This window comes from Staphylococcus sp. CWZ226 (assembly GCF_018986355.1).
GTDB lineage: Bacteria > Bacillota > Bacilli > Staphylococcales > Staphylococcaceae > Staphylococcus > Staphylococcus simulans.
This window is the reverse complement of sequence record NZ_JAHMSB010000001.1, coordinates 242,264-259,389: the sequence shown is the minus strand read 5'-3', so window position 1 is coordinate 259,389 and position 17,126 is coordinate 242,264. Positions and strand designations below refer to the sequence as shown.

Below are 17,126 nucleotides of genomic sequence, written 5' to 3'. Positions count from 1 at the left end.
TTAATAAATAAAACTATTTCATTGACATTCATTATGATGTTGAATATATTTTAAGGTAGAGGTGAAATTATATGAGTAATAGCACAAAGAAGAATTTAGATCACGACTTATGTTTTCTTTTTTATATCACAACAAAAGAAGTGATCAACCGTTTTAACAAGTTTCTGAAACAATACAATATCAGCTTCCCAAATTATATGGTCTTATCTTATATTGAAGATGATGAAGAAGTGTTTGTGAAAACACTTTGCAATAAATTGTTTTTAGATTCAGGGACAATCAGTCCAATTGTAAAGCGCTTAGAAAAGAAGAACTTGGTCATTAGAAAAAGGCTACCTGAAGATGAACGAAAAGTGATGTTAAGTTTAACTGAAGAGGGAAAAGAATTAAAAGCACAATTCAAAAACATTTCAACACAAGTAATTAATCAATTGAATTTAGATTCTGATGAAAAAGAAGATTACTATAACATGATGCGTGGTTTCGCACAAAAGAATCTAAGTCAACCAGAAGTATAGTCAAGTCAACAAGAAATACTGAGAATAAAGAGGGAATGTTATGCTCATAAGAGAGGATAATTTTTTTAGGGATAATATTAAGATAACTCGCACATTAAAAAGAATAAAAAAGAAAGTGGGGTAGAACTAGCGAACTAGTCTATCTCACTTTCTTAATGATGATTTATTTTACATACTGATTTAAATAATTTTCAAGACGATCCATACCTTCTTTGATGGTATCTAAGTCATAAGCATATGAAATACGAATATGACCTTTACCTGCATCTGTAAAAGCAGAACCAGGTACCATCGCAATATGATCTTTTTCTAAAGCATCGACACAGAAATTAAAGTCATCTTCAATACCGAATGGCGCAAGGCTCGGGAAAATATAAAATGCACCTTCAGGTTCAGCATCGATTTTAAAGCCCATATCAAGTAAACGTTGTTTTAAATAAGCCAAACGTTCTTTGTATGCTTTATTCATCGCTTTTGGCGCATCGATGCCATCTGTTAACGCAGCGATACAAGCGATTTGAGCGGGTACATTGGCACAAATCGTATTATAGGCATGCATGAATGTCAATTTCTTTATTAAGTACTCAGGGCCTAGTAAAAAGCCAATACGGATACCTGTAGCTGAATGAGATTTACTTAAACCGCTGATTAATAATAATTGATCACGTAAACCTTCAAATTCCGCAAGGGATGTGTGTTTACCTTTAAAGGTATTTTCAGCATAAATTTCGTCACTTAACACAAAAATTTCGTGTTGTTGTAGCTCTTCAGCAATCGCTTCAGCTTCTGTTCTATTTAAAATAACTCCTGTTGGATTGGTAGGGTAGTTTAAAAGAATCGCTTTTGTTTTATCGTTTACATGTGAACGAATTGCTTCAGGCGTAATTTTAAAGTCTGTTTGTGTAGTATCTACATAAACAGGATGACCGCCTAATGTTTCAATCAATGGAATATAGCCTGCATAAATAGGACCAGGAATAATGATTTCATCTCCAGGTTCTAAGATGCTGCGTAAAGCTGTATCAATAGCTTCACTTGCACCATTCGTCACAATAATTTCTTCTTCTGTGTAATCCACATTATAACGAAGGTTGAAGTATTGACGGATGGCACTTCTTGTTTCCATTAAGCCTTTATTATGAGAATAACTCGTTTCATCATTTTCAATCGCTTTAATATACGCGTCTTTAACCACATCAGGCATAGGGAAGTCAGGTTGACCGATTGTTAAGTTGATACAATCCGGTATATTTTTAATTCGGCTTGAAAATTGTCTGATGCTTGGCGCACGTAAAAATTTAGAATTTGTATTTAAAGATAATTTCACTCTGTTAACACCTCAATTGATTACTGCATTATGTAAGTAAATGCTATCTTATCATATTGTAACACTGAAAACCGTCAAAAAGTCTGAATTGCTTTAATTTTAAGTCGATAATTGTCAAAAGAAAAGTGAGGCAAAGTTGATTTGCCTCACAATGCTTTATAATTTAGATTTAAATTTTGATGGTGACTTGAGGTTGATGACTGGATTGGTCCATTTTGCTACAAAGTTTGTGGATAACAGGTAGACAATGAGTGCTGTTAAACCAATCAAGTATAGGTAAGTCCACAACGTAACTGGGTCTTGGAAAGGATAAAGTTTAAAGCCTCGAATCAATCCAATCGCAATACCGTGTAACAGATAAATGTACATAGTACGTTGGCCAATATACGTAAACCAATGTAATCCTGAAGGGATTAGGTTCAAGAATGAGAACATCGTGGCACAAATAATGATATAGAGCAATAGACGTTTCAATGGACTATAGACGTCAGGACCATCCAAAGAACTATATGGTGAGCTGCCGAGCAACCAATCAGAATTAATCGGATGAATCATATATACGATATAGAATCCAACTAAAATCAATAATGAAATTGGAATTAACTTCTTATTTCTCAGTAACATCGCTTGATGTTTATTCATTAAAAACCCTAGATAGAAAATAGGGAAGAACACAATCGTTCTTGAATAACTCATATAGCCGTCGATATCAGAAGAGAATCCTGCCAATAAAGACACTATTACAGCGATCGGTAATACGTAATAAGCTTTATAGTTCTTTACAATCACTAAGACAACATGAAAGATAAAGAGTGTAATTAAGAACCATAACGCAAAGACAGGATCAAATGGATCCAACTGCAAGTGACTGCTTTTACCTGTCAGATAATAATAGATTGAGAAGAAACTAAAGAACACAAAATAAGGTACTAATAGTTTTTTCGCAACTTTTTCTAAATGATCCGGCTTACCGATATTTTTCGCAAAGTAACCACTTATAAATAGGAAAGAGGGCATATGGAAACTGTATATTAATAAATACAGTGCACCCATGTGCTTATGTCCTTCTACATAAGGGTTTAATAAATGTCCGAATACCACTAAATAAATTAAAAAGGCACGGGCATTATCAAAATAATAATCTCTATGGGATAGTGATTTATGCATATGTAAACTCCTTTTGAGATTTTAGATAATCTTAACGTATTATACATACCAACTTAAATGCAAGATAAACAACTTTTGCAAGTTAATGTTGTGTATTTTCCGCAAAAAACTTATAATATGTATATTAAAACTAGCGGGGTATAACATCTATGTTTAAACAACTTGAACAACAAATAACACTGACACACAATGATTTGATTATCGTAAATAAACGTTTTGGGCAACGCGCTAATTTAACAACTGAACAAATTGAACTTTTACGAATTTTGAATGAGCATCATAGTTTATCACAATATGATTTAACAATGAAAATCGGAAAGGAACAATCTATTGTTTCAAGATGGATTAAAAAACTCGTCAATTTAGGTTATGTGATCAGTATTCAATCGAACCATGATTTACGTTGTAAAGTATTAAGTGTCACGCCGAAATCCGAAGAATTAATCAATCAAATTAATGACGCTCGCCGAGAATGGTTACAAAAACACTGTGAAGAGTTATCCGCTGAAGATGTGGAAACATTATATAACTTACTAGCAAAATTAAATAAAAAAACCTTTTACATTTAAAAAGAATGCGGTATACAGAACTTGTATACCGTATTTTAATGAATAAGGACCTGCAGCATTTTATTATTACGCTGCAGGTCCTTTTCAAATATCAAAATGATAATTTGGATTAAACGCGATAAATATCTGTATCGAAGTATTTACCAGTTTCACCGATTTTATCATACATTTGTTTCATTCTTGTCGCATTGTGGCTTGCCCAGTTGATGTCAGTCGCATATTGATGCGTAGCTGGTTCGCTTGGATTCCAACGCATGCGGTAAAGTGTGTTTTGACCTCTATCTAAGTAGTCGCTTGTGATGAACTTAGCTCCGCCCATAATCGCTTTTTCTACAGTATCCCAACCGTAGTGTGCTGCTGTTTTGAAGCCGCCACGTACTGCATCTGTGTCAATCGCACCGATACCGAACATATTGTAGTATTTTTTAGGTTCGTTTGTCACAACTTTGTTGGCGTTGTTGACATAACCGCCATTAGCTAAAGCAGATGTACCGTTACCAGTTTCAAGTAAGGCATGTGAGATTAAATAGATTTCATTAATGTCATATGTTTTAGCTGCTTGTGTGAAAGCTGCACCTTGGCCTTCTAAAATCCCTTTACCTTCAAGTAATTTATTTACACTGCTTGCTGAAAGGGCTTGTGCTTTGTCTAAACGTAAGAATTGATATTTTTGTGTCGCATCTTCTGTGATAGTTCTAGGGTCCATCGCAGTTCTTACTTCATCTTCTGATGCATCATCCCATTGACCAGGCACGTGTTGAACTTTAGGTGACCAAGGTAAGTTCATTTGTTTTGCGACTGCTTGATCAAATGAGTAGTCAGAAACATTTGTACGTGTCAATGTATTGCGAACATCTGCAGCTTTAACCCAAGCTGTTTGTCCGTTAGCTAAGACACCATGATACCAAGTCACACCATTAACTACTTGTCTTTCGAAAACTGTAATGATGTTACCGAATTGGTCTTTTAATGAACCTAATACTTGGCCATTCGGTGTTTTGTAGTAATAACCTTTATTGCTTGTCACGATATAGTCGTGGTTGTATTTCACAGCTGGTTGTTGTTTTTGTGCTGAAGTTGTCGCAGCTTTAGCTGTTGTTTTAGGTGTTAATGTTTTTTCAGCGACCCAACCAGTTTTACCATTTACAGTACCGTATACATAAGGTGTTTTGTTGACTAAAGTACGTTTAATTGCTTTGAATGTACCATTTTGTTTTGTTAATGGATCAATTAATTGTTTTGCTGTACCCCAAGGTGTTGTGTACAGACCATTTGATTTTGTATTAACGCTGTATTGTTGAGATGTAGGTGTTACAAGACCTTTATCCGCAACTCTTACATCTTTTGCGTTAACCCAACCAAGTGGCGTAGTTAAACCGATATTTTGTAATAAGTAGTATAATGTACCGTCTTGGTTACGTTCTCTAGTGATGTTGTATGTGTAATCTAAGAATTTCGCAGCTTTCGCACCTTTTTTATCATAAACACTTGCACGTAAACCGTAGTTATCAGATACATATTGACCTAATTTGTTTACTGTAATTGTTTTGTTTAATGGTGCTTTAGTTGTTTGTGTTGCAGCTTTTGTTGTTGCTGGTTTTGAAACTGCTTTAGTTGTTGTAGCTGCTTTTGCAGTAGGTTGAACTTTTTGAGCAGTTGTTTTCGCTACAGATTTTACTGTATTAACAACTTTCTTCGCTGCAGGTTTAACCGCTGTTTTAGTAGTTTTAACTGCAGTAGTTGGTTTAGTTGCTGGTTTAACAACTTTTTTAGTTGTTGTAGCTGCAGGTTTAACTACTGTTTTAGTCGTTGTTTTTGCAACAGGTTTAGCAGTAGGTTTAACCGCAGTTTTAGTTGTAGTTTTTGCGGCAGGTTTTGTCGCTGGTTTCACAGCTTTTTTAGTCGTTGTTGTTTTAGAAGGTGTTGTAGTACTTACACCTTTTACTTGTGTTGTTGGTTTGTTGACTGTTGTTTTAGGTGCAGTGTAGTTAGATAATTTAGCGATATCTACCCAACCAGATTTACCGTTTACAGTACCGTATACAAATTGAGTAGGGCTGACTTCTGTTTGTTTAGAAGCTTTAAATGCTTGTGCACCTGTACCTGAAACAGTTGCGACAGCTTGTTTATCAGTACCCCAAGGTGTGCTGTATAATTTAGTGCCTGATTGAACACCATAAGTTTTAGTATTAGTTGTAACAGGATGGCCGACTTTGTATGTGATGTCGCCAGTTTGTACCCAACCATAATTTGTACCTTTATTATAATCACTGATTAAGTAGAATGATTTGTCACCTAATAACGCTTTTTTAGTTAAGCGGTATGTTTGGTTATTTAAGTTTGAGTTTTGAACACCAGCTTTATCATAAACTGTTTTATATAAACCGTTGTTAGTGTTGTTGAGACGACCTAGTGAATCTACTGGAATTAATTTTAATTGAGATGTATTTGTGCTAGGTTTTGTTGTCGGTTTTGTTGTCGGTTTAGTTGTTGGTTGAGTCGGTTGTGTTGTTGTATTTGATGCAGTACCCCAAGGTGCGACAACGCCTTCTTTGATTAAATATTTTTCATTGATTAAATCATATAACGCATCATAGTTATAGCCGCGTGATTGTAAGTAACCATGTGGATCGACATGGTCTGTACCACCTAAGAAGTTTGAAACTGCGCGGTGAGTCCATACTGTACCACGACCATCATATTCAGCACTATCTGGTTTTAAACCATAATATTGTAAGTTTGTTGCTGCATAGTCAGCGATATTGTTCATTTGACGCGCAAATGAATCTTTATCATGTGTATGCACAAGTTCCATGTGAATGTAACGTTCGTTGGCTACTGGACCAGCACCCCATGCAAGGTAGTCTGTGTTCGCTGTTTCAACAATACGATTACCATCTACGAAACCATGAACAAAGGCATTTTGCCAGTTGTTTTTCATATAAGCAACTTCGTTATTCAATGTTGAATTTTCATTCGCTGTATCATGGATTACGATACCTTCAGGTTTACCATAACGATAATTATATTTAGGAATGTATGAAGAATAATCTTGCTCATACGTTGGTACTTTGTAATTTTGTTGACGAATGTAATCATTGATTGATGATTTCACTGTTGGTTTATATTTTGGTAGTGATGGTTTAGGTGCACTATAAGTTGTTTGTGCAGGTTGCGCAGAACGTGTTGCAGTTTGTGTAGTTTGTGCTGAACGCGTTGCTGTTTGCGTAGGTTGTTGTACTGAACGTGCTGCAGTTTGTGTTGGTTGTTGTACTGAACGGAAAGTCGTTACAGGTTCAGTTGAACGTGCTGCATATGTTGTTGCTTTAGGTTGTTCAACTTTTTGAGGTGTTGTTTGATTTACTGATGTTTGTGCTTCAGGTTGAGAAGCTTTGTTTTGTTCAGATACAACTTGTTTTTGAACAGCTTGTTGTGCTTCTTGAGTTTGTTGTTTATTTGCTTGTTCTTGTTGTTGAGCAGCTTGAGCTTGTTGTTCAGCTAATTTTTGTTGTTCTGTTACCTGCGCATTTTGAGCCTGTGCATTTGTTTGTTCTGTATCTTGTTGTGTAACATTAGCAGGTTGATCAGTTGTATTGTTTTGAGCATCTGCAGTTGGTTGTGCATTTGCTTCATTACTTGGTTCTGCTTGATTATTTAATTGATCAAGTTTAGAATCGTAACTCAAATTTTCATCATTTTCTTTTGGCTGTACTTGTGTAGGGTCTTTGTATTGTTGTGTACCAGCAATAGTTTTAGCTGTATCCTGAGTTGCTTGTTGATTTTGAGCCGTTTGATTACCTGTCGGCTGTTGATTCTGGTTTACATTGCTTGTAGTATTTGTAGGTTCTGAAGTTTCTGAATTACTTTGCGCATATGCTTGGTGCGTTGTAATAGCAGATCCTGCGATTGTTAATGCAATGATTGCTGGGGTTTTGTAATGAAACTTTTTAGACATAAAATGATACTCCTTTTAACAATATATTATTTTGAATATATTACAGTCTGTAGATAAACGTCTGGATTGGTAATTCTGAATTTCCTAGATGTTTGATTCTTAACGTCAGTGAAGTTCAAATCTGTGGGTGACGTTAGAAAATAGATGACTTGATGATGTTATTAACACATTGGTAGTTGTTGAAACGCATTATTAACATTTATCCAGGTCATATCATTTCTACACACAAAGCTACTAGCAGACTGAATGAATATGACACTATGTCAAAACTATGTAATATATCATTTTCATATATTATAATACGACTAAAGTAGGATAGAGAGGTTTTTAATCGATTTGTAATCAAACCTTAATGTGAGTACTCAATTGTTTATAAAGTAAATAGTTACTAAAGGTTACATTAATATGGCTTTTAATCTATAAAAATTGTAAATTTCATAGAAATTATAACGCTTTCGACATTGTTATATGTTCAATATTTTCCTCTAGAAATACGTCGCCCTCGGCTTTATAACCCAGTGATTCATAAAAAGCTTGTGCTTGAATTTGACCATTTAAAACTGCTTTTGAAAATCCATCGTCTTTCGCAATTGTTTCAATATATTTCATTAAATCGCGACCAATCCCTTGTTTTCTGTAATCTTTCAAAACTGCAACACGTTCCATTTTTGCAACACCATTGTAATCTCTGTAACGTGCAGTCGCAATAGGGCGTTGGTTATCATCATATCCGATAATATGTTTAGAGACATCTTCGAATTCATCCAATTCATTTTCTAAAGGTACATTTTGTTCATGCACAAAGACTTCGATTCTTACATCAAACACATCTTGCATTTCCTTTTTGCTTTTTGCGATTTTAAACATATTCATCATCCTCATATTTATTTTTTAGATACGATATAAGCGTACAAAAAAATCGTTACAGATGCATGCATTCATGCGCTGTAACGATTAATTAATTATTGGGCATATTTACGCACAATGGCTGTATATTGCCAGAATATACGCATTTGCGCAATATTCCAGTTATTCATACCCATTGTGAAACCTGATGGTTTAAAGATATTAACGTCAGTCACTTCAAGAGCTGCCGCAATTAAATATTGAATTGGAACACTGATGCTTTTCATGGTTTCAGTAATTCCATTTTGATCATAAACCCAAGAGAAGGGTAGTTCAGATTCGAATACGTCTACACGATCAAAGATTTCAGGTAGGGCAACGATATAACAAGCACCATCAATAAATGGATTTTCAACACTATCTTTATAGTAAAGCAGTAACGCTTCATAATTCTCTCTATGCGCATGGTTCACATAGAAGAATTCATTTCTGAAATGTGCCATATCTTTACTGTGGATGATTTGTTGCTCTAAAATACCGAACATTCCATTGATATTATTTAATTTCTCATAGGTTTTACGTGGCATACGTTATCGCTCCTCTTTCTAATAAAAGTCTTGACCAGAAGGCGCTTGTTGCTGCGCTGGGTTATTATTCATATTCGGATTTTGTTGATTACCTGGGTTCTGATTTTGATTAAAGCCGTTATTTGGATTTTGTTGGTTATTCCACTGTTCATTACCCGAATTATCATATTGTTGATTATTATTTGATTGTTCATCTTGAGATTGGTCATCAGATTCTTCATCTTCAGTCGTATCTTTTTGATTGTCTCTTAGTAAACTGTCATCAATTGGTGTTAATGGTATTAACTCACCATATTGTTTGATAACGCGTTCGTTTAAGAATTCATCTTTATCTTTGATTTTAGATAGACCTAAATCCGAACGTAGTAAGTTCGCATATTTCTTGATGCTTTTGATATCTGGATTGTAATAATAGATACCATTAAGTAATTCGTTATCTCCTTCGATTTGGGCTGTTTTAATATCTAAATCAGCTGGAAGGTAAGTCGTAAGTAATTTTTGGATATCTTTGTTTGAAAGGTTATGTTTTGAGTTTTTACCTACAATTTTAATTAAGTTATCAAGTTTGTTTACTTTATCTAATTTTTGCGCTTTTGTTGCGAGGATTTTAATTAAATCCATTTGACGTTGTCCTCGTTTTAAATCGGAATCATGATATCTTGTTCTAGCTACAGCTAATGCTTGATCGCCATTTAATTTATGATAGCCTTTTTTGACTTTAATACGACCATCATCGCCTGTATTCGGCTCATTTAAATTGTATGGCACATCATAATAAATACCGCCAAGTTCATCAACAGCTTGTACGAAAGCGTCCATATCAATACGTACATAGTAATCGACTGGTACATTTAATGTAGCTTCTACTGCATCCATTGAAGCATTCGGTCCACCAAATGCATGCGCATGTGTGATTTTATCAAAGTAACCGACTTTAGGAATATAACTGATAGTGTCTCGTGGAATACTTAACATTCTGACCTGTTTCTTATCAGGATTGAATGTTGAAAGAATCATTGCGTCTGTGCGTGACTTCTCAGTGGCTTGACCGCCTTCTCGTCTGCCTTTGTTATCATCTATTCCTAAAAAAAGTATAGAAATCGGCTCCTTTGCAGGATTGACTTTACCATCACGTAAATTCGATACTCTATTGGAATTATCGCTGAACGATGAATCGATTGCGCTTCTAGAAGTTTTATATAACATCACTGCGAAAATAATAGGAATAATGACCAGGACGAGTGAAAGAAGTATTAAAAAATACTTGAAAATTTTATTCATTAGTCTTGCTCCCGGTTTCAATTTTAAGATGTAGCAATCCTATAAATAGGCAGCTAATGCACCGCTCATGGATTGCCGATAATTTTGCTCATTATAACCATATATTTTAATACTAATATGGCTAAATTACAAACTTTGTATCCCACTTATTATTTCACAAAACAGCAGATTACTAAAGATAAATCAGAAAAACTTCTAATAAATTACATCACTCGTTTGACTGTGCTGAATGATGATTAACGATTATTAAAGCAATCACTACAAATAAACCGCCGATTACTAAGCTGAAAGTAAATTTCTCATGCAACCAAATAATAGAGAAAATTGTTGAAGAAACTGGGACTAAAAATAAGAAGCTGCTTGCGACTGTAGCTCCACCGATACGAAGACTTAAAAACCACAAGCCGAACGATCCGATAGATGCTGGGATAATAAGCCATATTAAATTAAACCAGCCAAAAAAGCTTAAGTCTAAAATATGGTAATGTTCACTGGAAACAACAGAAATAATTAACATGATAAACCCGCCGATAAATAGTTGCCAACCTGTGAGGACCCATGGCCCTTTATCGAAAGAAACCATTTTAGTGACTACTGTATTGACAGCCCAACATAAAGATCCTAAGAGTGCATAAAATGCACCGATACCTAAAGTTGATTTATCTAACCCTAAACAGATTACTACACCTGTAATACCTAGAAATAACGCTAATACTTTTAATTTTGTCAATTTATCATTTAATAGAAAATGGGCTAAAAATGCTAACCATAAAGGGTTTGTAAATAAAATGATAGATGACATTGAAGATGACAATCCTTTAGCCATTGATAAATTTAAAAAGCCCATTGTACCAGCTGTTTGCAGTAAGCCAATAACAATGACAAGGATTGTTCCTTTAGTAATGTTTTGATTTGAAGCGGGCACGAGTGGACGCCAATCACGTAAAGCAAGGGTGATTAATAACATAAGTAGACCTGCAATTAAAAAACGCCATCCGCCAATATAAAATGGAGGTGTACCATCAACGGATATTAAATATTTTCCTGTAGGAAACGAAGAACCCATAAAAATTGTTGTGAAAATTATACTGAAAAGAAACGTATGTTTAGTACTTAGCTTTTCCCTGGTATATTCCCTCACTTTCATTTAAAAAAATCAGAAAAAATTATACAATAATTGTAAGTATAAATCTCTATTAGGGATATTGTTTATCTCTAATGTATAAATTAAAACTTTAAGGATGGTGTGTCAATATGAAATTATCATCAGGATGGGAACAATCTATCTATGTTTTACTTATATTAAATGAATTACCTGACGGAAAAAGTATCAATTCACTTGCTTTAAGCGAACGATTAAATACTTCACATTCATATTTAAAGAAAATTATTAAGTTACTCGTAAATGAAGGGCTGATTATTTCAACGCCAGGTAAAAATGGTGGATTTTCATTAGAAAAACCTCTAGAAGAAATTACATTTTATGATGTGTTCATGGCAGTAGAAGGCAGAGGGAAAATATTCGCGAGCCAACACTTGTTACGTAATTTTTTAGGTGAAAATGAAGGTGAAAAAGCACAAAAATGTGCGGTAACTGAATCATTAACAATTATTGAGGAAACTTTAATAAATACTTTAACTAGTATTACACTTGAAAATGTATCAAAAGATATAAAAAACCATTATGATTTAACAGAACTTCAGTCTTGGGTCAGTGAGAATATTTAGTCCAGAGATGTATGTCAATCTGAAAAACATAAGTTATAATAAAACTATTGAAGTGAAGTAATATTATCTATTATTGAGGACTATTGACTTATAGTAGATTTAAATCATAGAGAGGAGCATAAGTAAGTATGAAATTGAATTGGGAAAACAAGATAGATGAAAGTTTAGTTTCAGTGTTTTATAAAGATCAAACTGAAAATATTAAAAATGAAGGATTTGAAGATACACTCGCTTTTGGTACAGCAGGTATCAGAGGGTTAATCGGTTTAGGACCTGGCCGTTTAAATGCCTTTACAGTGCGTAAAGTTGCGGTAGGTTTAGCTAAATATTTAAGCGAACATAAACCTGAATCATTAGTCGTGATTCATTTTGATACACGTTTCTTATCAGAAGAATTCGCACATGAAATCGCAGCAGTACTAGCACAATATGAAGTGAAAGCTGTAGTAGGCAAACGTTATAATTCTACACCTGAATTATCATTTGCGGTACGTTATTTAGAAGCAGACGCTGGTGTTATGATTACAGCTAGTCATAATCCTAAAGAATATAATGGAATTAAAATTTATGGTGCAGACGGCGGTCAATTATTGCCTCAACCTTCTGAGATGTTAAGTAGTTATATTAATCAAATTGAAGATCCATTAGACATTGAAGGCGGAAATTTTGAAGAAGGACTAAACAATGGCTTCATTACATACTTATCAGAGGATGTTACAGAAGCTTATAAAGCAGAAGTAATTAAATTAGTTGATTCAATTCCAACGCAAACTGAAAAAATTGCGTTAACAAGTTTACATGGTACAAGTTTACCGATTCTATCCGAAATCTTTGAAAAATTAAATTACAGCAATTATGTCATCGAAAAAGAACAGTCACAACCTGACGGCAGCTTCCCGACAGTTGCTTATGCGAACCCAGAAGAAGAACAAGCCTTTACGTATAGTTTACGTTTAGCGGATCAAGAAGATGCCCAATTGATTTTAGCAACGGATCCTGATGCTGACCGCTTCGGCATGATCGAACGCTACAAAGATGGTACACACCGTTACTTCAACGGTAATGAAATCGGCTTAATCTTATTAAAATTACGTTATGACCAATTAAAAGCAGAAGGTACAAACCAACCGTTATACATGGTGAAATCCATCGTCAGCAGTGCAGCCAGTGATCGCTTAGCACAAGCATTAGATTTAGAAAGTAATACAGTTTTAACAGGATTCAAATTTATTTCTGAAATTCTTCAAAACAAACAAGATACTGATGAACAATTGGTATTAGGTTATGAAGAAAGCCATGGTTATCTAGCAGCACCATTCTCAAGAGACAAAGATGCGATTCAAATGATTCCATTAGTGGTTAAATACAAAAATGAATTAGCCCAACAAGGTAAAACGTTTAAAGGTGTCTTAGATGAAGTTTATGCTTTGACAGGTATCTTCAAAGACAAAACGATTTCACCTAAATTTGAAGGTGCTTCAGGCAGACAAAAAATAAATGATTTACTTGAAAGTTTCAGAAAAGAACAACCAGATACATTACTTGGGTTAAAAGTGAAACAAATTGAAGATTATCAAACGAAGACCATTACAGACTTAGTCAATCATCAAACAGTGGAAACAACATTACCACAAAGCAACTTAATCCGCTTCATTTTAGATGAAGGCTTTATCGCGTTAAGACCTTCAGGTACAGAACCTAAAATCAAAGTGTACTTCTCATTAAATGTTGAAGATTTAGAAGCTGTTGTTACACAATTTGAACAAACGTATTTGGATTAATAAAAATGAATTAAACAAACAAGAAAGACATATCGATAAAAGAGGAAATGAATGAATAGAAGAATAAAGAACGGCATTATCTTTGTCGTTGTAGTTACGTTGTTAGTCGGTGTATTTTCGGTTTATTTAAATTGGAAACATCATCAAAGCTATAGTCAGCATCAACTGCCGAAAATAAGTGAAAACGCACAGTCAAAAGAAAAAGCAAATTACTATACTGTAATGAAAGATAATGCAGTAGACCCTAAAATTGATGCATATTTAAAAGGAAAAGGTTTTAACGGTACAATTACGATTTTTCATAAGGGTCAGTTAATTATGGACAAAGCGTATGGCTATCAAAATTTTGAAGAGAATAAGAAAAATACACCGAACTCTATGTATTTGATCGGTTCTTCTCAAAAGTTCACAACAGGCTTATTATTGAAACAATTAGAAAGTGAAGGCAAAATAAATATTAATGACCGATTGGATAAATATTTGCCGTGGTTTAAAACAGAGCAACCCCTTTATTTGAAGGATTTAATGCTGCATCGAAGCGGTTTAAAGAAATTTACAGGCAGCAATACAGCACACAGTAATGAAGATGTTGCGAGAGAGTTACAACGTGCAGGCATTCAACCGGGTAAATATCATAAACATCAATATAATGATGGGAACTACATTATATTGTCTGATGTTATTCAAAAAGTGACACACAAATCATTTGATCAATACTTTGATGAAAAATTAAAAAATCCGAACCAATTATATAGAACAGCTTTCTATAATGAAACACAATATCAACCGTTTATGGCACAAGGTTACAATGCTGAAAAACAACCGATGACTTTAAAATTTATGGACCATTACTACGGTGCAGGTAATTTGTTTATGTCAACGAGAGATATGGCAAAGCTGATCGCAAACTTGCAAGAAAATAAAATCTTATCTCCAAAAGATACGGAAGGGTTGTTATACGAATTACACACACCAACCTATAATGAACCTTATCGTTACGGCTTTTATAGTTATGATAATGGTAGTCGTGTCAACGGTATGTTTTTCGGTCATCAAATGACCAGCTATTTTAACAAAGATTATATCGTGGTAATGGGAACGAACTATCAATATCCGAAATACGTTAATGAACACTATATGAAAGATATTTTTGTGAAACAATTACATCAGCCAGATCCAACTAAAAAAAGCAGAGTCATTTGATTTAAACCGTTTTTTAATATCAAAACAAAAACGATATCAAATCAACTAACGTATCATTTCAAGACGTGACATCAAGTGAAGAGGACAACAATGAAGAGAAAACTAATAAAGATAATGATATTTATACTAATGGTCGCACTTATAGCCGGTGTGATAACCTATTATTTAAATTGGAAACATTTTCAACAATACGGACATCATCATAACCTTTTGAAAACTAAAGATAATCATCCATCAGTTCAAGTTGGAAGTTATAAAACTGTAATGAATGAAAAGAATGTGCGCTATACAGCCATTGATGAATATTTGAAAAAACAAAAGTTCAATGGTGATATTGCGATATATTACCAAGGTAAACTCGTGATGGATAAAGGATATGGTTATCAAGACTTTATCAATCGTAAAAAGACGAATCCTAATTCAATGTATTTGATTGGGTCAGCGCAAAAGTTTATGACAGGTATGATGCTTAAAAAGTTAGAAACAGAAGGTAAACTCAACATCAACGATGAAGTGACAAAATATCTACCTTGGTTTCAAACCAATGAACCTTTGATTCTGCGTGATTTTATGCTGCATCAAAGCGGTATACAAATGTTTCGCCCGAAAACGAATATCCATAGTATAGATGGAGCAGTTCATATGTTGCAGGAACAAGGGTTGCAGCCGGATATGTTTAGAAAGCATCAATATAATGATGCGAATTATATTGTGTTAGCGCGGGTGATTGAAGCGGTCACTAAGATGTCATATGCAGATTATTTCAATCAAAACTTTGTGCAACCATATGAATTGAACCAAACAGCCTTTTACAATAACACTGCTTATAAACCTTATATGGCTAAAGGCTATAATGAATTAAAAATACCAGAGTTTCCTGCATACATGGATCAATATTATGGGGCAGGTAATTTGTATATGGCACCTAGAGACATGGGGAAATTTGTCTTAGCATTACAAAATCAGAAGATGTTTAATGCACATACTACAAATCAACTCTTACATGAAGTGAACACCAAAGAGTTTCCACATGCATATCGTTATGGCTTTTACAGTTTTGGTCAGAGTGCGCGCGCGAATGGTATCTTTTATGGGCAACAATTTACTTGCTACTTCAATAAGGATTATATATTAGTGATGGGCACTAACTATCAAAAACCAGTTGGTAAGAATGAAACATTAATGAAAAAGATTTTTATGGATTATCTGAAACAACCAGATCCTACTAAAAAAGCAAAACAGTAGAATAAAAAAGTGAAGTAATAGACTGTTTCATCTACAGTGATATGTAGAGCGAGACAGTCTATTTTGTTTGGAAACAATTTCTCAAATAAAGAGAAAACAATATATTTAAATGTATAATAACACAAAATATTGGGAATAATTTAAATAATTCATGGCGTAACGGGTATATAAATACAAGGAGGAATCGATATGCAGAAAAAAATGCTTTCTTTATTAGTCGCTTCCGGTTTAGTACTTGCTGCATGTGGACAAGGCGGATCAAGCGATGAAAACAAAAATGATTCAGAACAAAAAGCCAATACAGAACAAAAACAAAAAGGTGATACTTCTGGTACAAGCGAGACTGGTAAAAACAGTAACGTTATTAAACTAGGAGATATTAAAACTCAACCTGAAGATGCAGTAAAAACTGCTAAGAAAGAATATGATGGTGAATTAAAAGAAATCTCATTTGAAAAAGAACAAGGCAAATGGGCATATAAAATCGATTTACAAAAACAAGGTGAAGAAGGAGAAGTTATCATCAACAGTAAAGATGGCAAAGTCATGAATAAATCAACTGAAAAAGAAGATGATTATGACAAAGCAAAATCATTCAAATATGAAGACTTCAAACCTTATGATGAAATCATCAAAAAAGCGAAAGACAACTTCAATGGTGATATCCATGAATGGTCATTATCAAGAGATAGTGACGAAGGTAAATTCGTTTACGATGTAGACTTACAAAAAGGCAACTCTAAACAAGAGTTCAGCTTGGATGCGAAAACAGCTAAAATTTTAAAAAATGAAAAAGATGACTAATCTTTAAATACGAAATGGACTACTTAGGTTAATGCCTAGGTAGTCTTTTTTTACGTCAAAATGAAAGGGAATTCATTCAAATCTTTAAAGCGCTGTCAATTTTATGTAGATTATG

14 protein-coding genes are annotated in these 17,126 nt (G+C 34.1%); 7 read left to right on the top strand and 7 right to left on the bottom strand.

The features are described from left to right. The first annotated feature begins 71 nt into the window (after positions 1-71). Positions 72-518: a MarR family winged helix-turn-helix transcriptional regulator gene (locus KRR19_RS01245; RefSeq protein WP_002480459.1), complete on the top strand. Its 447-nt coding sequence runs from the start codon at positions 72-74 to the stop codon at positions 516-518. Positions 519-681: 163 nt separating this feature from the next. Here KRR19_RS01245 and KRR19_RS01240 read toward each other — a convergent pair whose 3' ends face one another. Beyond that, positions 682-1,845, bottom strand: coding sequence for an aminotransferase class I/II-fold pyridoxal phosphate-dependent enzyme (locus KRR19_RS01240; RefSeq protein WP_216733401.1), 1,164 nt, complete (start codon positions 1,843-1,845; stop codon positions 682-684). A 156-nt stretch (positions 1,846-2,001) separates the two neighbouring features. Next, entirely contained in the window at positions 2,002-3,012 is a 1,011-nt protein-coding gene (locus KRR19_RS01235; protein ID WP_002480461.1) for an acyltransferase family protein, read from the bottom strand. Positions 3,013-3,161: 149 nt separating this feature from the next. Between KRR19_RS01235 and KRR19_RS01230 the strand changes: the two genes are divergently transcribed. Beyond that, the gene (locus KRR19_RS01230) at positions 3,162-3,581 is read left to right on the top strand and encodes a MarR family transcriptional regulator (protein ID WP_002480462.1); all 420 of its coding nucleotides are present in this window, start codon (positions 3,162-3,164) and stop codon (positions 3,579-3,581) included. Between the two features lie 109 nt (positions 3,582-3,690). On the opposite strand, the gene KRR19_RS01225 is transcribed toward KRR19_RS01230, so the two are convergent. From KRR19_RS01225 to KRR19_RS01205, 5 genes are all read right to left on the bottom strand, one after another. Continuing rightward, positions 3,691-7,536, bottom strand: coding sequence for a glucosaminidase domain-containing protein (locus KRR19_RS01225; protein ID WP_216733400.1), 3,846 nt, complete (start codon positions 7,534-7,536; stop codon positions 3,691-3,693). Positions 7,537-7,980: 444 nt separating this feature from the next. Then, positions 7,981-8,403 carry a GNAT family N-acetyltransferase gene (locus KRR19_RS01220; RefSeq protein ID WP_105966768.1) on the bottom strand — a complete coding sequence of 141 codons (423 nt, stop codon included), beginning with the start codon at positions 8,401-8,403 and terminating at the stop codon, positions 7,981-7,983. A 95-nt stretch (positions 8,404-8,498) separates the two neighbouring features. Continuing rightward, a complete protein-coding gene (locus KRR19_RS01215; RefSeq protein WP_002480465.1) occupies positions 8,499-8,969 on the bottom strand; it encodes a DUF2538 family protein in 471 nt (156 codons plus the stop codon). Between the two features lie 18 nt (positions 8,970-8,987). Continuing rightward, positions 8,988-10,250, bottom strand: coding sequence for an LCP family protein (locus tag KRR19_RS01210; RefSeq protein ID WP_216733399.1), 1,263 nt, complete (start codon positions 10,248-10,250; stop codon positions 8,988-8,990). Between the two features lie 208 nt (positions 10,251-10,458). Beyond that, positions 10,459-11,397 (bottom strand): DMT family transporter, encoded by a 939-nt coding sequence (locus tag KRR19_RS01205; protein ID WP_156667013.1) that lies wholly within the window; start codon positions 11,395-11,397, stop codon positions 10,459-10,461. 107 nt (positions 11,398-11,504) lie between these two features. Here KRR19_RS01205 and KRR19_RS01200 point away from each other — a divergent pair, with 107 nt between their 5' ends. The 5 genes from KRR19_RS01200 to KRR19_RS01180 all read left to right on the top strand — a co-directional run bounded on the left by KRR19_RS01200 (position 11,505) and on the right by KRR19_RS01180 (position 17,011). Then, positions 11,505-11,978: an RrF2 family transcriptional regulator gene (locus KRR19_RS01200; RefSeq protein WP_057510946.1), complete on the top strand. Its 474-nt coding sequence runs from the start codon at positions 11,505-11,507 to the stop codon at positions 11,976-11,978. Positions 11,979-12,106: 128 nt separating this feature from the next. After that, the gene (locus tag KRR19_RS01195; RefSeq protein ID WP_156667014.1) at positions 12,107-13,759 is read left to right on the top strand and encodes a phospho-sugar mutase; all 1,653 of its coding nucleotides are present in this window, start codon (positions 12,107-12,109) and stop codon (positions 13,757-13,759) included. Between the two features lie 51 nt (positions 13,760-13,810). After that, the gene (locus KRR19_RS01190) at positions 13,811-14,962 is read left to right on the top strand and encodes a serine hydrolase domain-containing protein (protein WP_156667015.1); all 1,152 of its coding nucleotides are present in this window, start codon (positions 13,811-13,813) and stop codon (positions 14,960-14,962) included. 210 nt (positions 14,963-15,172) lie between these two features. Next, positions 15,173-16,207 (top strand): serine hydrolase domain-containing protein, encoded by a 1,035-nt coding sequence (locus KRR19_RS01185; protein ID WP_234016161.1) that lies wholly within the window; start codon positions 15,173-15,175, stop codon positions 16,205-16,207. 189 nt (positions 16,208-16,396) lie between these two features. Further along, complete coding sequence (locus KRR19_RS01180; protein ID WP_057510943.1) at positions 16,397-17,011, top strand: PepSY domain-containing protein; 615 nt, start codon at positions 16,397-16,399, stop codon at positions 17,009-17,011. The last annotated feature ends 115 nt before the right edge of the window (positions 17,012-17,126 follow it).